19 protein-coding genes are annotated in these 16,408 nt (G+C 70.2%); 16 read left to right on the top strand and 3 right to left on the bottom strand.

Annotated features, from left to right (window positions below; translation table 11 throughout):
* Positions 1-44: 44 nt before the first annotated feature.
* From infA to truA, 8 genes are all read left to right on the top strand, one after another.
* Positions 45-266 carry a translation initiation factor IF-1 gene (gene infA, locus WAB15_RS18530; RefSeq protein WP_003956442.1) on the top strand — a complete coding sequence of 74 codons (222 nt, stop codon included), beginning with the start codon at positions 45-47 and terminating at the stop codon, positions 264-266.
* 60 nt (positions 267-326) lie between these two features.
* Positions 327-440, top strand: a complete 114-nt coding sequence (rpmJ, locus tag WAB15_RS18525; RefSeq protein ID WP_003956441.1) for a 50S ribosomal protein L36 — start codon at positions 327-329, stop codon at positions 438-440.
* A 197-nt stretch (positions 441-637) separates the two neighbouring features.
* Positions 638-1,018, top strand: a complete 381-nt coding sequence (gene rpsM, locus WAB15_RS18520) for a 30S ribosomal protein S13 (RefSeq protein ID WP_399146546.1) — start codon at positions 638-640, stop codon at positions 1,016-1,018.
* A gap of 64 nt (positions 1,019-1,082) precedes the next feature.
* Positions 1,083-1,487 carry a 30S ribosomal protein S11 gene (gene rpsK / locus WAB15_RS18515; protein ID WP_004571845.1) on the top strand — a complete coding sequence of 135 codons (405 nt, stop codon included), beginning with the start codon at positions 1,083-1,085 and terminating at the stop codon, positions 1,485-1,487.
* 27 nt (positions 1,488-1,514) lie between these two features.
* On the top strand, positions 1,515-2,141 hold the full coding sequence (gene rpsD, locus WAB15_RS18510) for a 30S ribosomal protein S4 (RefSeq protein WP_384429928.1): 627 nt from the start codon (positions 1,515-1,517) through the stop codon (positions 2,139-2,141).
* 132 nt (positions 2,142-2,273) lie between these two features.
* Entirely contained in the window at positions 2,274-3,296 is a 1,023-nt protein-coding gene (locus tag WAB15_RS18505; RefSeq protein ID WP_003956430.1) for a DNA-directed RNA polymerase subunit alpha, read from the top strand.
* Positions 3,297-3,423: 127 nt separating this feature from the next.
* Positions 3,424-3,900 carry a 50S ribosomal protein L17 gene (rplQ, locus tag WAB15_RS18500; RefSeq protein WP_407286934.1) on the top strand — a complete coding sequence of 159 codons (477 nt, stop codon included), beginning with the start codon at positions 3,424-3,426 and terminating at the stop codon, positions 3,898-3,900.
* Positions 3,901-3,982: 82 nt separating this feature from the next.
* Entirely contained in the window at positions 3,983-4,849 is an 867-nt protein-coding gene (truA, locus tag WAB15_RS18495) for a tRNA pseudouridine(38-40) synthase TruA (RefSeq protein ID WP_399146547.1), read from the top strand.
* 45 nt (positions 4,850-4,894) lie between these two features.
* Here the strand turns inward: truA and WAB15_RS18490 are convergent, their stop codons facing one another.
* On the bottom strand, positions 4,895-5,764 hold the full coding sequence (locus WAB15_RS18490) for a hypothetical protein (RefSeq protein WP_407286933.1): 870 nt from the start codon (positions 5,762-5,764) through the stop codon (positions 4,895-4,897).
* Between the two features lie 56 nt (positions 5,765-5,820).
* On the opposite strand from WAB15_RS18490, the gene WAB15_RS18485 reads away from it, so the two are divergent.
* The 4 genes from WAB15_RS18485 to glmM all read left to right on the top strand — a co-directional run bounded on the left by WAB15_RS18485 (position 5,821) and on the right by glmM (position 10,265).
* Entirely contained in the window at positions 5,821-7,449 is a 1,629-nt protein-coding gene (locus tag WAB15_RS18485; protein WP_399146549.1) for an ABC-F family ATP-binding cassette domain-containing protein, read from the top strand.
* A gap of 300 nt (positions 7,450-7,749) precedes the next feature.
* On the top strand, positions 7,750-8,193 hold the full coding sequence (gene rplM, locus WAB15_RS18480) for a 50S ribosomal protein L13 (protein ID WP_399146550.1): 444 nt from the start codon (positions 7,750-7,752) through the stop codon (positions 8,191-8,193).
* A gap of 42 nt (positions 8,194-8,235) precedes the next feature.
* Positions 8,236-8,748: a 30S ribosomal protein S9 gene (gene rpsI / locus WAB15_RS18475; protein WP_399146551.1), complete on the top strand. Its 513-nt coding sequence runs from the start codon at positions 8,236-8,238 to the stop codon at positions 8,746-8,748.
* 158 nt (positions 8,749-8,906) lie between these two features.
* Positions 8,907-10,265 carry a phosphoglucosamine mutase gene (gene glmM, locus WAB15_RS18470; protein WP_399146552.1) on the top strand — a complete coding sequence of 453 codons (1,359 nt, stop codon included), beginning with the start codon at positions 8,907-8,909 and terminating at the stop codon, positions 10,263-10,265.
* A 47-nt stretch (positions 10,266-10,312) separates the two neighbouring features.
* On the opposite strand, the gene WAB15_RS18465 is transcribed toward glmM, so the two are convergent.
* Together WAB15_RS18465 and coaA are read right to left on the bottom strand one after the other, a co-directional pair.
* Positions 10,313-11,251, bottom strand: a complete 939-nt coding sequence (locus WAB15_RS18465; RefSeq protein WP_407286932.1) for a DUF389 domain-containing protein — start codon at positions 11,249-11,251, stop codon at positions 10,313-10,315.
* Positions 11,252-11,265: 14 nt separating this feature from the next.
* Positions 11,266-12,255, bottom strand: a complete 990-nt coding sequence (coaA, locus tag WAB15_RS18460; protein ID WP_399146554.1) for a type I pantothenate kinase — start codon at positions 12,253-12,255, stop codon at positions 11,266-11,268.
* A gap of 196 nt (positions 12,256-12,451) precedes the next feature.
* On the opposite strand from coaA, the gene WAB15_RS18455 reads away from it, so the two are divergent.
* From WAB15_RS18455 to WAB15_RS18440, 4 genes are read left to right on the top strand one after another with little or no spacing between them, the layout of a single operon-like run.
* On the top strand, positions 12,452-12,730 hold the full coding sequence (locus WAB15_RS18455) for a hypothetical protein (RefSeq protein ID WP_407286931.1): 279 nt from the start codon (positions 12,452-12,454) through the stop codon (positions 12,728-12,730).
* A 25-nt stretch (positions 12,731-12,755) separates the two neighbouring features.
* Positions 12,756-14,603, top strand: coding sequence for a glutamine--fructose-6-phosphate transaminase (isomerizing) (gene glmS, locus WAB15_RS18450; RefSeq protein ID WP_399146556.1), 1,848 nt, complete (start codon positions 12,756-12,758; stop codon positions 14,601-14,603).
* Positions 14,600-14,968 carry a holo-ACP synthase gene (locus tag WAB15_RS18445; protein ID WP_399146557.1) on the top strand — a complete coding sequence of 123 codons (369 nt, stop codon included), beginning with the start codon at positions 14,600-14,602 and terminating at the stop codon, positions 14,966-14,968. Before glmS ends, WAB15_RS18445 begins: the two co-directional genes overlap by 4 nt.
* Positions 14,969-14,978: 10 nt before the next feature.
* Positions 14,979-16,403: an NAD(P)H-hydrate dehydratase gene (locus WAB15_RS18440; protein ID WP_407286930.1), complete on the top strand. Its 1,425-nt coding sequence runs from the start codon at positions 14,979-14,981 to the stop codon at positions 16,401-16,403.
* Positions 16,404-16,408 lie beyond the last annotated feature (5 nt).

Below are 16,408 nucleotides of genomic sequence, written 5' to 3'. Positions count from 1 at the left end.
GGCGCACAGGAGTCGATCAAGGTAGCCGATTCGAAGGGCGAAGCGTGGCCAAGAAGCAAGGTGCCATCGAGATCGAGGGCACCGTGATCGAGTCCCTCCCGAACGCCATGTTCAAGGTGGAGCTCCAGAACGGTCACAAGGTCCTCGCGCACATCAGCGGCAAGATGCGGATGCACTACATCCGTATCCTCCCGGATGACCGGGTCGTCGTGGAGCTTTCTCCGTACGACCTGACGCGTGGCCGGATCGTCTACCGCTACAAGTAGATCTTGTCGACGCCCCGCTCCCGTGGGGTGACGGCACTGACCCGGAGAACCTCACATCCCATGAAGGTCAAGCCGAGCGTCAAGAAGATCTGCGACAAGTGCAAGGTGATCCGCCGCCACGGCCGGGTCATGGTCATCTGCGACAACCTGCGCCACAAGCAGCGCCAGGGCTGACGCACGCCGACCACCTGCATTTCGCAGTTCGCGCGACGCAAGCACATACGTACATACGCAGTCACCCGACCCCCCGCACTACTCGCGTGGGGACGACACCCCCGGCTCGGAGGCCGGGGACCCGGCTCGTAATTCTGCAGAGTCTTACGGGAACGGTGCTGTGGAAGACCTCCGAATAGCCATCAGGAGCCACATCAATGGCACGCCTCGCAGGCGTTGATCTCCCGCGCGAAAAGCGTGTGGAGGTCGCCCTCACCTACGTCTTCGGTATCGGGCGGACGCTCTCGCAGGAGACTCTCGCCGCCACCGGCGTGAACCCGAACACCCGGGTCCGCGACCTTGCCGAGGAAGACCTCGTCAAGATCCGCGAGTACGTCGACAACAACCTCAAGACCGAGGGTGACCTCCGTCGCGAGATCCAGGCCGACATCCGCCGCAAGGTCGAGATCGGCTGCTACCAGGGTCTGCGGCACCGTCGCGGTCTGCCGGTGCACGGTCAGCGCACCAGCACGAACGCCCGTACCCGCAAGGGTCCGCGTCGCGCGATCGCCGGCAAGAAGAAGCCGGGCAAGAAGTAGTCCTCAGCAGGACGCTCACCAGCGGTCTTCGCTGTAGGACCGACCACCTCCACGGGAGAAATTCATGCCTCCGAAGGGCCGTACGGCCGGCGCCAAGAAGGTGCGCCGCAAGGAGAAGAAGAACGTCGCCCACGGGCACGCTCACATCAAGAGCACGTTCAACAACACGATCGTCTCGATCACCGACCCGACCGGGAATGTGATCTCTTGGGCCTCTGCCGGCCACGTCGGCTTCAAGGGCTCGCGCAAGTCCACCCCCTTCGCCGCGCAGATGGCCGCCGAGTCGGCCGCCCGCCGCGCGCAGGAGCACGGCATGCGCAAGGTTGACGTCTTCGTCAAGGGCCCGGGTTCGGGTCGCGAGACGGCCATCCGTTCGCTCCAGGCGACCGGTCTTGAGGTCGGCTCCATCCAGGACGTCACCCCGACCCCGCACAACGGATGCCGCCCGCCCAAGCGTCGCCGCGTCTGACCACCTGAAGTAGGAGACAACTAGACAATGGCGCGTTACACCGGGGCCGACTGCAAGCGATGCCGTCGGGAGAAGCAGAAGCTCTTCCTCAAGGGGAGCAAGTGCGAGAGCGCGAAGTGCCCGATCGAGATCCGTCCTTACCCCCCGGGTGAGCACGGTCGCGGGCGCACCAAGGACAGCGAGTACCTGCTCCAGCTTCGTGAGAAGCAGAAGTGCAGCCGTATCTACGGTGTCCTTGAGAAGCAGTTCGTGAACTACTACAAGGAAGCGAACCAGAAGACCGGCAAGACCGGTGAGAACCTTCTGCGCATCCTTGAGACCCGCCTCGACAACGTGGTCTACCGGGCCGGCTTTGCCAAGTCCCGGGACCACGCCCGTCAGCTGGTGCGTCACGGACACATCACCGTGAACGGCCGCAAGACCGACATTCCGTCGGCTCGTGTGGCAGTGAACGACATCATCGAGGTCCGCGAGGGCTCTCGGAACCTGACCCCCTTCGAGGTGGCCAAGGCCGAGGCCGGCGAGAAGACCGTTCCGGCCTGGCTGGAAGCGATCCCGTCGAACCTCCGGATCCTGGTGCACAGCCTGCCCGAGCGCCAGGTGATCGACACCCAGGTGCAGGAGCAGCTGATCGTCGAGCTTTACTCGAAGTAAGGCTCGTCGGCTCTACTCAGGTAAGAGCTGGCCGGTGTGGGCGGTACGGGGCCTTTGGCGCCGTACCGCCCGTACCCTTGTCAGTACAGCGGGCGTCAAATAGCGGGCGCCCACGACTGAAGGACCAAAAACATGCTGATCGCTCAGCGTCCGTCTCTGACCGAAGAGGTCGTCGACGAATACCGCTCCCGGTTCGTGATCGAGCCGCTGGAGCCGGGCTTCGGCTACACCCTCGGCAACTCCCTGCGTCGTACGCTCCTCTCCTCGATCCCGGGTGCGGCGGTCACGTCCATCCGCATCGACGGTGTCCTGCACGAGTTCACCACCGTGCCGGGCGTCAAGGAGGACGTCACCGACCTCATCCTCAACATCAAGCAGCTGGTCGTCTCCTCGGAGCACGACGAGCCGGTCGTGATGTACCTGCGCAAGCAGGGCCCCGGCCTGGTCACCGCTGCCGACATCGCGCCCCCGGCCGGTGTCGAGGTCCACAACCCGGACCTGGTCCTCGCCACGCTCAACGGCAAGGGCAAGCTGGAGATGGAGCTGACCGTCGAGCGCGGTCGCGGCTATGTCTCCGCCGTGCAGAACAAGCAGGTGGGCCAGGAGATCGGCCGGATCCCGGTCGACTCGATCTACTCGCCGGTCCTCAAGGTCACCTACAAGGTCGAGGCGACCCGTGTCGAGCAGCGCACCGACTTCGACAAGCTGATCGTCGACGTCGAGACCAAGCAGGCCATGCGGCCGCGCGACGCCATGGCGTCCGCCGGTAAGACGCTGGTCGAGCTGTTCGGTCTGGCGCGTGAGCTCAACATCGACGCCGAGGGCATCGACATGGGCCCGTCCCCGACGGACGCCGCCCTCGCCGCCGACCTGGCGCTGCCGATCGAGGAGCTCGAGCTCACCGTTCGTTCGTACAACTGCCTCAAGCGTGAGGGCATCCACTCCGTGGGTGAGCTCGTGGCGCGCTCCGAGGCCGACCTGCTCGACATCCGCAACTTCGGTGCGAAGTCGATCGACGAGGTCAAGGCGAAGCTGGCCGGCATGGGCCTGGCGCTCAAGGACAGCCCGCCCGGATTCGACCCGACCGCCGCCGCCGACGCCTTCGGCGCGGACGACGACGCGGACGCCGGGTTCGTGGAGACCGAGCAGTACTGAGTTCGACCGGTCGGGGTCCGGGGCGATGTCCCGGACCCCGACCGTGTGATTCTTCCGCGGGGCGACCGCCTCGTGGGAACTGACACCGGTACCTGATACGGCCGGTGCAGCAATGAAGGAGATACACATGCCGAAGCCCGCCAAGGGTGCCCGTCTGGGCGGCAGCGCCGCACACGAGCGTCTGATGCTGCGCAACCTGGCCACCGCTCTCTTCGAGCACGGTCGCATCACCACGACCGAGGCCAAGGCGCGTCGTCTGCGTCCGTACGCGGAGCGTCTGGTGACCAAGGCGAAGAAGGGTGACCTTCACAACCGCCGTCAGGTCATGCAGCTGATCTCGGACAAGAGCGTCGTGCACACGCTCTTCACCGAGATCGGCCCGCGCTTCGAGAACCGCCCGGGTGGCTACACCCGCATCACCAAGATCGGCAACCGCCGCGGCGACAACGCGCCGATGGCCGTTATCGAGCTGGTGGAGGCGCTGACCGTGGCGCAGCAGGCCACTGGTGAGGCCGAGGCCGCCACCAAGCGTGCGGCCAAGGACGCGGAGGCCGCAGCGGCCGAGACCACCGAGGCCCCGGCCGAGGAGTCGAAGGACGCCTGAGGCTTCGCCTCGCGTTGAGCGGGTCCGTCCCTTCGGGGGCGGGCCCGCTTCCGTATGCCGGGAGCTTGAGAGGATGGTGGGTGTGAGCGACGAGGTGAAGCCCGGGTACGTCCGGGTGCGGCTGGACCTTTCCTACGACGGGAAGGACTTCTCCGGGTGGGCCAAGCAGGCCGGGGGGCAGCGGACGGTCCAGGGGGAGATCGAGGACGCGCTGCGGACGGTGACGCGGTCGGGGCAGACCACGTACGAGCTGACCGTGGCGGGCCGGACCGACGCCGGGGTGCATGCGCGCGGGCAGGTGGCGCACGTCGACCTCCCCGCGGAGCTGTGGGCCGAGCATCGGGAGAAGCTGCTCAAGCGGCTGGCCGGGCGGCTGCCCAAGGACGTCCGGGTGTGGTCGCTCAGCGAGGCGCCGGAGGGCTTCAACGCGCGGTTCTCGGCGATCTGGCGGCGGTACGCGTACCGGGTCACCGACCACCACGGGGGCGTCGATCCGCTGCTGCGCGGCCATGTGCTGTGGCACGACTGGGCGCTCGACGTGGACGCCATGAACGAGGCGGCCGGTCCGCTGCTGGGGGAGCACGACTTCGCGGCGTACTGCAAGCGGCGTGAGGGCGCCACGACGATCCGGACGCTGCAGGAGCTGAGCCTGGAGCGCGGCGCCGACGGGATCATCACCGCGACCGTGCGGGCGGACGCCTTCTGCCACAACATGGTGCGGTCGCTGATCGGCGCGCTGCTGTTCGTCGGGGACGGCCACCGTCCGCCGGAGTGGCCGGGGAAGGTGCTGGCCGCGGGCGTACGGGACTCAGCCGTGCATGTCGTACGGCCGCACGGGCTGACGCTGGAGGAGGTCGGGTACCCGGCCGACGAGCTGCTGAGGGCGCGGAACCTCGAAGCGCGCAACAAGCGGACCCTGCCGGGGGCCTCCGGGGGCGGCTGCTGCTGAGCCGGCCCGGTGGTGGCGCTGCCCGGAGCGGCGCCACCTGGGGCGTCAGGACTGGCCGGCCTTCTTCTGGGCTTCCTTCAGCTGCCGCTCGGCGGCCTTCTCGGCCTGGTCCTTGCCGCGCTGGGTGATCCGGGTGAAGGCGTAGGAGCCGCCGTCCCGGGCGATCTGCTGGGCCTTGGTCTCGGACGGGACGACGTCCTTGCCGTTGAGGTAGCCGGCGATGAGGAAGTAGGCATAGCGGCCGGTGGCGTTGGTCGCCATCCGGCACTTGTGGCCCTGGCAGAAGTCCGAGGGGACGCCGCCGCCGGGCAGCGGCATCAGGTTGGTCTTGGCCTCGTTCATGACCTTGGTGGCCTTGGCGGGCGAGTCGAAGACCGCGATGCCGACGGTGACCGCGACGCCGCCCTTGGAGTACGTGGCGCGCACCAGCTGCCGGCAGCCGTTGTGGGTGAGCGAGGAGACCAGCGCGCCCTGGGCGGCGGCGGTGCAGTCCTTGGTGGTGGCGGTGTTGGTGCGCGGGTAGCTGTGCTCGCCGATGACCATGGTCTTCTGCCCGAAGAGGGAGGCCGGCGTGAGCGGCGCGGTGTCCTTCTTGGGGTCGGAGATGTAGTCCTGCGGGTTGGGCGGGGGCGGCACCGAGACGTCGGGGAAGGACGGCTTGTCGTCCGGCTCCGCGGCCTGGCCGGACGCGGTGGGTGTCGCCGACGCGCTGCCGCCCGGCGAGCCGCCGCCGCCGGCCAGGACGGCGCCGGTGACGATGCCGGCCACCGCGAGGACCGCCAGCACGCCGCCGCCGATCCACATCCAGCGCTTGCGGCGGTCCTGTGCCTCAGTCTCCTCGGCGAGTGCGCCCCAGTCAGGAGTGGACGATGATCCCCCGGGGCCGTCGAAGGGCCCACCTTGCCCGAAACTCATGCCGCGCATCCTAATGCGGTTGGTGGAACGGGTGGAGGCCGGTCACAATCCCGCTCATGGGACATCTAGAGGCCGGCCATCTCGAGTACTACCTGCCGGACGGGAGGGTCCTGCTGGGAGATGTGTCCTTCCGCGTGGGGGAGGGCGCGTCGGTGGCGCTGGTGGGGGCCAACGGCGCCGGCAAGACGACGCTGCTGCGGCTGATCGCCGGCGAGCTGGCGCCGCACGGCGGATCGGTGACGGTCAGCGGCGGGCTCGGGGTGATGCCGCAGTTCGTGGGCTCCGTGCGCGACGACCGTACGGTGCGCGACCTGCTGGTCTCCGTCGCGCAGCCGCGGATCCGGCAGGCCGCGGCGGCGGTGGACGCCGCCGAGACGGCGATCATGACCGCCGACGACGAGGACGCGCAGATGGCGTACGCCCAGGCGCTCAGCGACTGGGCCGAGGCGCGCGGCTACGAGGCCGAGACGGTCTGGGACATGTGCACGACGGCGGCGCTGGGGATGCCGTACGAGAAGGCCCAGTGGCGCCAGGTGCGCACGCTGTCCGGCGGCGAGCAGAAGCGGCTGGTGCTGGAGTCGCTGCTGCGCGGCACGGACGAGGTGCTGCTGCTGGACGAGCCGGACAACTATCTGGACGTGCCGGGCAAGCGGTGGCTGGAGGAGCAGCTGCGGCAGACCCGTAAGACGGTGCTGTTCGTCTCGCACGACCGGGAGCTGCTGGCGCGCGCCGCGGAGAAGATCATCAGCGTCGAGCCGGGCCCCGCGGGCTCCGACGTGTGGGTGCACGGCGGCGGCTTCGGCACCTACCACCAGGCCCGCAAGGAGCGCTTCGCCCGCTTCGAGGAGCTGCGGCGGCGCTGGGACGAGAAGCACGCCCAGCTCAAGAAGCTGGTGGTCTCGCTGCGGCAGGCGGCCTCGGTCAGCCATGAGCTGGCCTCCCGCTACGCGGCGGCGCAGACCCGGCTGCGGAAGTTCGAGGAGGCCGGCCCGCCCCCGGAGCCGCCGCGCGAGCAGGACATCACCATGCGGCTGCGCGGCGGGCGCACCGGCGTACGGGCGGTGACCTGCGAGGACCTGGAGCTGACGGGGCTGATGAAGCCCTTCTCGCTGGAGATCTTCTACGGCGAGCGGGTCGCGGTCCTCGGCTCCAACGGCTCGGGCAAGTCGCACTTCCTGCGGCTGCTGGCCCAGGACGTCGAGCGGCCCGTCCCGCACACCGGCACCTGGAAGCTGGGCGCCCGCGTCGTGCCCGGCCACTTCGCGCAGACGCACGCCCACCCCGAGCTCATGGGCCGCCCGCTGCTGGACATCCTGTGGACCGAGCACGCCAAGGACAAGGGCCAGGCGATGTCCGCGCTGCGCCGCTACGAGCTGGAGAAGCAGGCCGAGCAGCGCTTCGAGCGGCTCTCCGGCGGTCAGCAGGCCCGCTTCCAGATCCTGCTGCTGGAGCTCTCCGGCACGACGGCGCTGCTCCTGGACGAGCCGACCGACAACCTGGACCTGGAGTCGGCGGAGGCGCTGCAGGAGGGGCTGGAGGCGTACGAGGGGACGGTGGTGGCGGTGACGCACGACCGGTGGTTCGCGCGCTCCTTCGACCGGTTCCTGGTGTTCGGGGCGGACGGGGTGGTGCGGGAGTCGGCGGAGCCGGTGTGGGACGAGCGCCGCGTCGAGCGGAAGCGGTAGGGCGGCCGGGCGGCGGAACAGGGGGCCGCTGTGCGGACCCGGTGCCCGTGCGGGGGGCGTTTTGACCCCGCCGGGGACGGCCCGGTATTCTGCTGGTTCGTTATGCGTATTGGCTTGCTCTATCTCACGTGAGGGGCCCTTACGCCGGTCCATGCGGGCCGATGACCAGCGGCGGACGATCGGGTTGCGTCACCCGTAGTACCGCCCTGCTGTGTGATCGACCACGGGACCAGTACAGGACCCGTCCCCAAGGTCTTCACGACCAGGGGATACCCCACTCCAAGAAGCGAAGGCTAAGACGTGCGTACGTTCAGCCCCAAGCCCGGCGATGTCCAGCGCCAGTGGCACATCATTGACGCGCAGGACGTTGTCCTGGGCCGTCTGGCCAGCCAGGCCGCGTCCCTCCTGCGGGGCAAGCACAAGCCGGTCTACGCGCCGCACGTTGACATGGGTGACTTCGTCATCATCGTCAACGCCGACAAGGTGCACCTGTCCGGCAACAAGCGGACCCAGAAGCTGGCCTACCGCCACTCCGGTTTCCCGGGTGGTCTGCGTTCGGTCCGCTACGACGAGCTTCTCGACAAGAACCCCGAGAAGGCCGTCGAGAAGGCCATCAAGGGCATGCTCCCCAAGAACACCCTCGGCCGTCAGATGCTCTCGAAGCTGAAGGTCTACGCGGGCGCCGAGCACCCGCACGCTGCGCAGCAGCCGGTCCCGTTCGAGATCACCCAGGTCGCGCAGTAAGTCCGGCCACCCCCTAAGACGACAGAGAATCTGAGGAGCATCGTGGCCGAGACCACTCCCGAGACCGTCATCGAGAACGAAGACGTCGTCGAGGAATACACCACCGAGACCGAGGTCGTGGAGTCGGAGTACACCTCCGAGTCCCTCGCCTCCCGCTTCGGCGACCCGCAGCCGGCCGCCGGCCTGGGCCGTCGCAAGAACGCCATCGCCCGCGTCCGGATCGTCCCGGGCACCGGCCAGTGGAAGATCAACGGCCGCACCCTTGAGGGCTACTTCCCGAACAAGGTGCACCAGCAGGAAGTCAACGAGCCCTTCAAGGTGCTCGAGCTCGACAACCGCTACGACGTGATCGCCCGCATCTCCGGCGGCGGCATCTCCGGCCAGGCCGGTGCGCTGCGCCTGGGCGTGGCCCGTGCGCTGAACGAGGCGGACGTGGACAACAACCGCCCCGCGCTGAAGAAGGCCGGGTTCCTCAAGCGTGACGACCGTGCGGTCGAGCGCAAGAAGGCCGGTCTGAAGAAGGCCCGTAAGGCGCCGCAGTACAGCAAGCGCTAACCCGCTCGCTGCACTACGCAGCTCTTGCGAACGCCCCGGTGGCACCTCGGTGCTGCCGGGGCGTTCGGCTATCCGGGACCTGGAGCGTATATCTGAAGCCAGGGGCGTATACCTGGACGTAAAGCTCTGGTCCAAGCTCGACAACTCGGAGGACACCAGTGGGACGACTCTTCGGCACGGACGGTGTGCGCGGCGTCGCGAACGCGGACCTGACGGCGGAGCTGGCGCTCGGCCTGTCGGTCGCCGCGGCGCATGTACTCGCCGAAGCGGGCACGTTTGAAGGGCACCGGCCGGTGGCGGTGGTCGGACGCGATCCGCGAGCGTCGGGGGAGTTCCTGGAGGCGGCGGTGGTCGCCGGGCTGGCCAGCGCCGGTGTGGACGTACTGCGGGTGGGGGTCCTGCCGACCCCGGCCGTCGCGTATCTGACCGGCTCGCTGGGCGCGGACCTCGGCGTGATGCTCTCCGCGAGCCACAACCCGATGCCCGACAACGGCATCAAGTTCTTCGCCCGCGGCGGCCACAAGCTCGCCGACGAGCTGGAGGACCGGATCGAGCAGACCTACCGCGCGCACAGCTCCGGCGAGCCGTGGGAGCGGCCGACCGGCGCGGGCGTCGGCCGGGTCACCGTCTACGACGAGGGCTTCGACAACTACGTCGCGCACCTGGTCGGCGTGCTGCCCAACCGCCTGGACGGGCTGAAGATCGTCATCGACGGCGCGCACGGTGCGGCGGCCCGCGTGTCGCCCGAGGCGTTCGCCCGGGCCGGCGCCGAGGTCGTCACCCTCGGCACCGAGCCCGACGGACTGAACATCAACGACGGCTGCGGCTCCACCCACCTCGGGCAGCTGCGCGCGGCCGTCGTCGAGCACGGTGCCGACCTGGGTGTCGCCCACGACGGCGACGCGGACCGCTGCCTGGCCGTGGACCGCGAGGGCAACGAGATCGACGGCGACCAGATCCTGTCCGTCCTCGCGCTCGGTATGCGCGAGGCCGGGACGCTGCGCAAGAACACCGTCGTCGCCACCGTCATGTCCAACCTGGGCTTCAAGTTGGCCATGGAGCGCGAGGGCATCGACTTCGTGCAGACCGGGGTCGGCGACCGGTACGTGCTGGAGGAGATGAAGGCGCACGGCTTCGCGCTGGGCGGCGAGCAGTCCGGGCACGTCATCGTGCTCGACCACGCCACCACCGGCGACGGCACGCTGACCGGTCTGATGCTGGCGGCCCGGGTCGCCGCCACCGGCCGTTCGCTGGGGGAGCTGGCGGGCGTCATGGAGCGGCTGCCGCAGATCCTCATCAACGTCCCCGACGTCGACAAGTCGCGGGTGGCCAGCTCGCCGGAGCTGACCGCGGCGGTCGCCGAGGCGGAGCGGGAGCTGGGGGCCACCGGCCGGGTGCTGCTGCGGCCGTCCGGTACGGAGCCGCTGGTCCGCGTCATGGTGGAGGCGGCCGACATCGAGCAGGCGCGGGCCGTGGCGGAGCGGCTGGCCGATGCGGTGAAGTCCGCGCTGGGCTGAGGAGCGACCCCGAGGGTGCTTTCGGGCGCGGCCCGTCGTCGGCATGGCTAGCGACGGGCCGCGCTCGTTTCGTGTCGTGCCCACAGGAGTTTTTGGACGGCCAGGGTCAGGGAGCCGGCGACGATGATGCCCACCAGGTTCAGCAGTAGTTGCTCCATGGAGTGCCAGGCCTGGCCGTACTCCTGGTAGCTGAGGGCGACCGCGGCGTTGGCGGCGGCCGGGACGGTGGTCACGGAGATCGCCACGCCGACCAGGGCGCCTGATTTGGCGGACGTCAGCGAGAGCACTCCGGCGATGCCGGCGAGGACGGCGACGACGAAGGAGAACCAGTCGGGCCGGTAGATGAAGTTGGTGTTCGGCCGCTCGGCCTCCAGCGCCTCGACGTCGAAGAGTCCGACCGCGTCCATGAAGAGGCTGAAGCCGACGGTCACCACCATGGCCACGGCGAACCCGACCAGCAGCGCCTGCGTCGAGCGCCATGCCAGCCGTGGCGCCCGCTGGACGAGGGCGGTACAGATGCCGGCCAGCGGACCGAACTCCGGGCCCACGGCCATCGCGCCGACGATCAGGATGGCGTTGTCCAGGACCACACCGCAGGCCGCGATCATCGTGGCGACCGTCAGGAACGCCAGGTAGGTGGCCGAGAGGGTGGACTCCTCGTGGGTGGCGTCGGTCAGCGACTCCCACAGCACGGCGTCGGCGCCTTCACCGGGAGCCTCGTCCTCCGCCCGGTCCGCGCGCAGCGACAGCGAGAGGTCGATGTTCTCGATCGCGATCGAACCGGTCCTGTCCAGCTCCAGCGCCCGCAGCTCGGCCAGCAGCCCGTCCCCGGCCTCCCGGGCGACGTCGCACAGCACCACATCGCCCCGCGGATCGCGGGCGGCTCCGCTCAGCACCACCAGATGGGTGGTGCCGACGGTCGTCTCCAACAGGCGCAGGACCTCGTCCGTACGGTCGGCCGGGACGATCAGGCGCAGATGCAGCACGGCGGTGGCACTCCCTAGAGTTTGCGCAGCGACAGCCGCTGCACCTTGTGGTCGGGCCCCTTGCGCAGCACCAGGTTCGCCCGGCCGCGGGTCGGGGCGACGTTCTGCAGCAGGTTGGGCTTGTTGATGGTGCGCCACATCATGCGGGCGTAATCCAGGGCCTCTTCCTCGGAGACCTGGGTGTACTTGCGGAAGTACGAGAACGGGTTCTGGAAGGCGGTCGCGCGCAGCTTGCGGAAGCGGCCGAGGTACCACTGCTCGATGTCCTCGGTGCGGGCGTCGACGTAGACGGAGAAGTCGAAGAAGTCGGCGAGGCCCAGGCGGGTGCGGCCGTCCTTGCCGGGCAGTGCCGGCTGCAGGACGTTGAGGCCCTCGACGATGAGGATGTCGGGGCGGTGCACGGTCAGCCGCTCGCCGGGCACGATGTCGTAGATCAGGTGGGAGTAGACCGGGGCGGTGACCTCGGCCTTGCCGGACTTCACATCCGCCACGAAGCGGGTCAGGGCGCGGCGGTCGTAGGACTCGGGGAATCCCTTACGGGACATCAGACCGCGCCGGTGCAGCTCGGCGTTGGGGAAGAGGAACCCGTCGGTGGTGATCAGCTCGACGCGCGGATGCTCGGGCCAGCGGGCCAGCAGCGCCTGCAGGAGCCGGGCGGTGGTGGACTTGCCGACGGCGACGCTGCCGGCCACTCCTATGACGAACGGGGTGCCGGGCTGTGAGCCCTGGCCGCCTCCCGCGTCGCCGAGGAAGGTGTTCAGCGCGCCGCGCAGATTGCTGGTCGCGCCGACGTAGAGGTTGAGCAGGCGGGAGAGCGGAAGGTAGACGTCGCGCACCTCGTCGAGGTCGATGACGTCGCCCAGGCCTCGCAGCCGCTCGACCTCGTCGGCCGTCAGGGGCAGGGGGGTCTTCTCCCTCAGGGCGCTCCACTGAGCGCGCGTCAGATCGACGTACGGCGAGCGCTCGGCGCGGCGTCGTTGCTGCGGATCGGTCGTCAGGGGCACGCGCCCATTGTGCGCAGCCGACACACGCCGTTCATCTCGGGGTGGCCGACCGGGGCGTCGGGGCGGTCTTGTGGCAGTCGGGGCGGGCTTGGGTGCTTCGCTGCCTGCGTGTCTGTACCCGAGGGATTTTGCCCGGTACGGTCGGCACCGGGGCGCGGCCCGGCTCGTGGGCCGCGGACGAGACAGGGGGGTGCGGGTGCGAGCGCGTAAGGCCGGTCTGCTGGGACAGCGGGCCTGGGGGAGGAACACGCGGACGGCCGGCGACGAATGGGCGGACACCGCCTCGGGCGGCTTCGCCGCGCGGATGTTCGCCGAATTGGCCGAGGACCTTCCGGACGAGGACCTGGGCGAGGACCTCTGCGACTTCCTGGAGCGCTACGAGCCGCCCAGCGGCCCGGGGGCGGACGCGGAGGCCGACGAGGAGTTCCTGGAGACGGTGCGCGAGGCACAGCACCGGATAGAGCGCGGCTATTGATCGGTGGGCGTCGTAGGCTGCCTCCATGTGCGGAATCGTGGGATATGTGGGTGGGCAGAGCGCCCTTGACGTCGTACTGGCCGGGTTGAAGCGGCTGGAGTATCGCGGCTATGACTCCGCGGGGGTCGCCGTACTGGCCGATGGCGGGCTGGCCGCGGCCAAGAAGGCGGGCAAACTCGCCAACCTGGAGAAGGAGCTGGCGGACCGTCCGCTGCCGACCGGGTCGACCGGGATCGGACACACCCGGTGGGCGACCCATGGCGGGCCCACCGACGCGAACGCGCATCCGCATCTGGACAACGCGGGGCGGGTTTCGGTCGTCCACAACGGCATCATCGAGAACTTCGCCGGGCTGCGCGCCGAACTGACCGATCGAGGGCACGAGTTGACGTCCGAGACGGACACCGAGGTCGTCGCCCATCTGCTGGCCGAGGCCTACTCGTCGTGCGGTGAGCTTGCGGAGGCGATGCGGCAGGTGTGCCGGCTGCTGGAGGGCGCGTTCACGTTGGTCGCGGTGCACGCGGACGAGCCCGACCTGGTGGTCGGGGCGCGGCGGAACTCGCCGCTGGTGGTGGGCGTCGGGGACGGCGAGGCGTTCCTGGCCTCGGACGTCGCGGCGTTCATCGCGCATACCCGCGAGGCGATCGAGCTGGGCCAGGACCAGGTCGTGGAGCTGCGCCGGGACGCGGTGACGGTCACCGACTTCGACGGCGCGCCCGCGGAGGTCCGCGAGTACCACGTCGACTGGGACGCGTCGGCCGCCGAGAAGGGCGGCTACGACTACTTCATGCTCAAGGAGATCGCCGAGCAGCCGAAGGCCGTCGCGGACACCCTGCTGGGGCGGATCGACGCCTCGGGCGTGCTGTCGCTGGACGAGGTGCGGATCCCGCCGGAGGTGCTGCGCGAGGTCGACAAGGTCGTCATCGTGGCGTGCGGGACGGCGTACCACGCGGGGATGATCGCCAAATACGCGATCGAGCACTGGACGCGGATCCCGTGCGAGACGGAACTGGCCAGCGAGTTCCGCTACCGCGATCCGATCCTGGACCGGCACACACTGGTGATCGCGATCAGCCAGTCCGGCGAGACGATGGACACCCTGATGGCGCTGCGGCACGCGCGCGAGCAGGGCGCGAAGGTGCTGGCCATCTGCAACACCAACGGGTCGACCATTCCGCGGGAGTCGGACGCGGTGCTCTACACGCACGCCGGGCCCGAGGTCGCGGTGGCGTCGACGAAGGCGTTCCTGACGCAGCTGGTGGCCTGCTATCTGGTGGCGCTGTTCGTGGCGCAGGTACGGGGCACGAAGTGGGGCGACGAGATCCGCGACGTGGTGCGCGAACTGGCCGCCATCGGCACCCAGGTCGAGCAGGTGCTCGCCACGATGGAGCCGGTACGGGAGCTGGCACGCGGCCTCGCCGACAAGAACACGGTGCTCTTCCTGGGCCGGCACGTGGGCTACCCGGTGGCGCTGGAGGGCGCGCTGAAGCTCAAGGAGCTGGCGTACATGCACGCCGAGGGCTTCGCGGCCGGGGAGCTCAAGCACGGGCCGATCGCGCTGATCGAGGAGGATCTGCCGGTCGTCGTCGTGGTGCCGTCGCCGCGCGGGCGGTCGGTGCTGCACGACAAGATCGTGTCGAACATCCAGGAGATCCGGGCCCGCGGGGCGCGGACGATCGTGATCGCGGAGGAGGGGGACGAGACGGTCGTGCCGTACGCGGACCATCTCGTGCGGATCCCGCGTACGCCGGTGCTGCTGCAGCCGCTGGTGTCCACCATCCCGCTGCAGGTCTTCGCCTGCGAGCTGGCCACCGCCCGCGGCAACGAGGTCGACCAGCCGCGCAACCTCGCCAAGTCGGTGACGGTGGAGTGATCATCGGGGTGGGCATCGACGTCGCCGAGATCGACCGCTTCGGGGCGGCGCTGGACCGTACGCCGGAGCTGGCGCACCGGCTGTTCATCGAGTCGGAGCTGATGCTGCCGAGCGGTGAGCGGCGCGGCATCGCCTCCTTGGCGGCGCGGTTCGCCGCCAAGGAGGCGGTCGCCAAGGCCCTCGGCGCGCCGGCCGGGCTGCACTGGACCGACGCCGAGGTGTACGTCGAGGACAGCGGGCGGCCCCGGCTGCGGGTGCGGGGCACGGTCGAGAGCTGCGCGCAGGCGCTGGGGGTGCGCTCGTGGCACGTCTCTCTCAGCCATGACGCGGGGGTTGCTTCCGCCGTGGTGATCGCCGAGGGGTGAGACTGGCGCCATGAGGACTGCCTACAGCGTTCAGACCGTGCGGGCCGCCGAGCAGGAGCTGATGGCCCGATTGCCCGAAGGCGCCCTGATGCAGCGGGCGGCGGCCGGACTGGCCGTCGCCTGCGGGGACTTGCTGGGGCGGGTGTACGGCAGCCGGGTGGTGCTGCTGGTGGGCAGCGGGGACAACGGCGGGGACGCGCTGTACGCCGGTGCCCGGCTGGCGCGGCGCGGGGCCGGAGTGGTCGCGGTGCTGCTGACGCCCGAACGGGCGCACCAGGGCGGGCTCGCCGCGCTGCGCCGGGCCGGGGGGCGGGTCTCGCACGACGCGCTGCGGGACATCGCCTGGGCCGATCTGGTCGTCGACGGGATCGTGGGGATCGGCGGCCGCGGGGGGCTGCGCCCCGAGGCGGCCCAACTGGCGCGGTCGGCACGGGAGTCGGCCCTGGTCCTGGCGGTCGATCTGCCCAGCGGGACGGACGCGGACAGCGGTGAGGTGAGCGGGGAGGCTGTACGGGCCGATGCGACGGTGACGTTCGGCGCGTACAAGCCGGGGCTGTTGATCGATCCGGCGCGGGAGCGCGCGGGGGCGCTGCGGCTGGTCGACATCGGGCTCACGCTGCCCGAGGACGCCGAGGTCGAGGCGCTGCAGCACGCGGACGTGGCGGAGCTGCTGCCGCGCCCGGTGGCGGAGAGCGACAAGTACCGGCGGGGCGTGGTGGGGGTGGTCGCCGGGTCGGCGCGCTATCCGGGGGCGGCGGTGCTGGCGGTGGCCGGTGCGCTGCGCGGCGGCGCCGGTGCGGTGCGGTACGTCGGGCCGGCCAGGGACGCGGTGCTGGCGAGGTTCCCGGAGACGCTGGTGCACGCCGGGCCGCCGGACAAGGCCGGCCGGGTGCAGTCGTGGGTGATCGGGCCGGGCATCGGGGACGAGTCGGGGGCGCTGGAGGACGTGTTGGCGTCGGATGTGCCGGTGCTGGTGGACGCCGACGGGCTGCGGCTGCTGACACCGCAGCGGATCCGGCGGCGCACGGCCGAGACGCTGCTGACGCCGCACGCCGGGGAGGCGGCGGCGCTGCTCGGCCGCGGCCGCGGGGAGATCGAGGCGGCGCGGCTGGCGTCGGTGCGCGAGCTGGCGGAGCGCTATGCCGCCACGGTGCTGCTCAAGGGCTCCACGACGCTGGTCGCGGCGGCCGGCGGGCCGGTACGGGTCAACCCCACGGGCACCGGTTGGCTGGCCACGGCCGGGAGCGGGGACGTGCTGTCGGGGCTGACCGGGTCGCTGCTGGCCGCGGGGCTCACGGCACATGACGCGGGGTCGGTCGGTGCGTATCTGCACGGCCTCGCGGCGCGCCGGGCGGCCGGGCCGGACGGCGCGCCGATCACGTCCTTGGAGGTCGCGGACCATCTGGGCGCCGCCTGGCGGGATGTGACGGTCTGACAGGC

The sequence above is a fragment of the Streptomyces sirii genome, from assembly GCF_045690365.1.
In the GTDB taxonomy this organism is placed as follows: domain Bacteria; phylum Actinomycetota; class Actinomycetes; order Streptomycetales; family Streptomycetaceae; genus Streptomyces; species Streptomyces sirii.
Note: the sequence above shows the minus strand (reverse complement) of the source record. Positions and strands in the feature narration are given on the sequence as shown.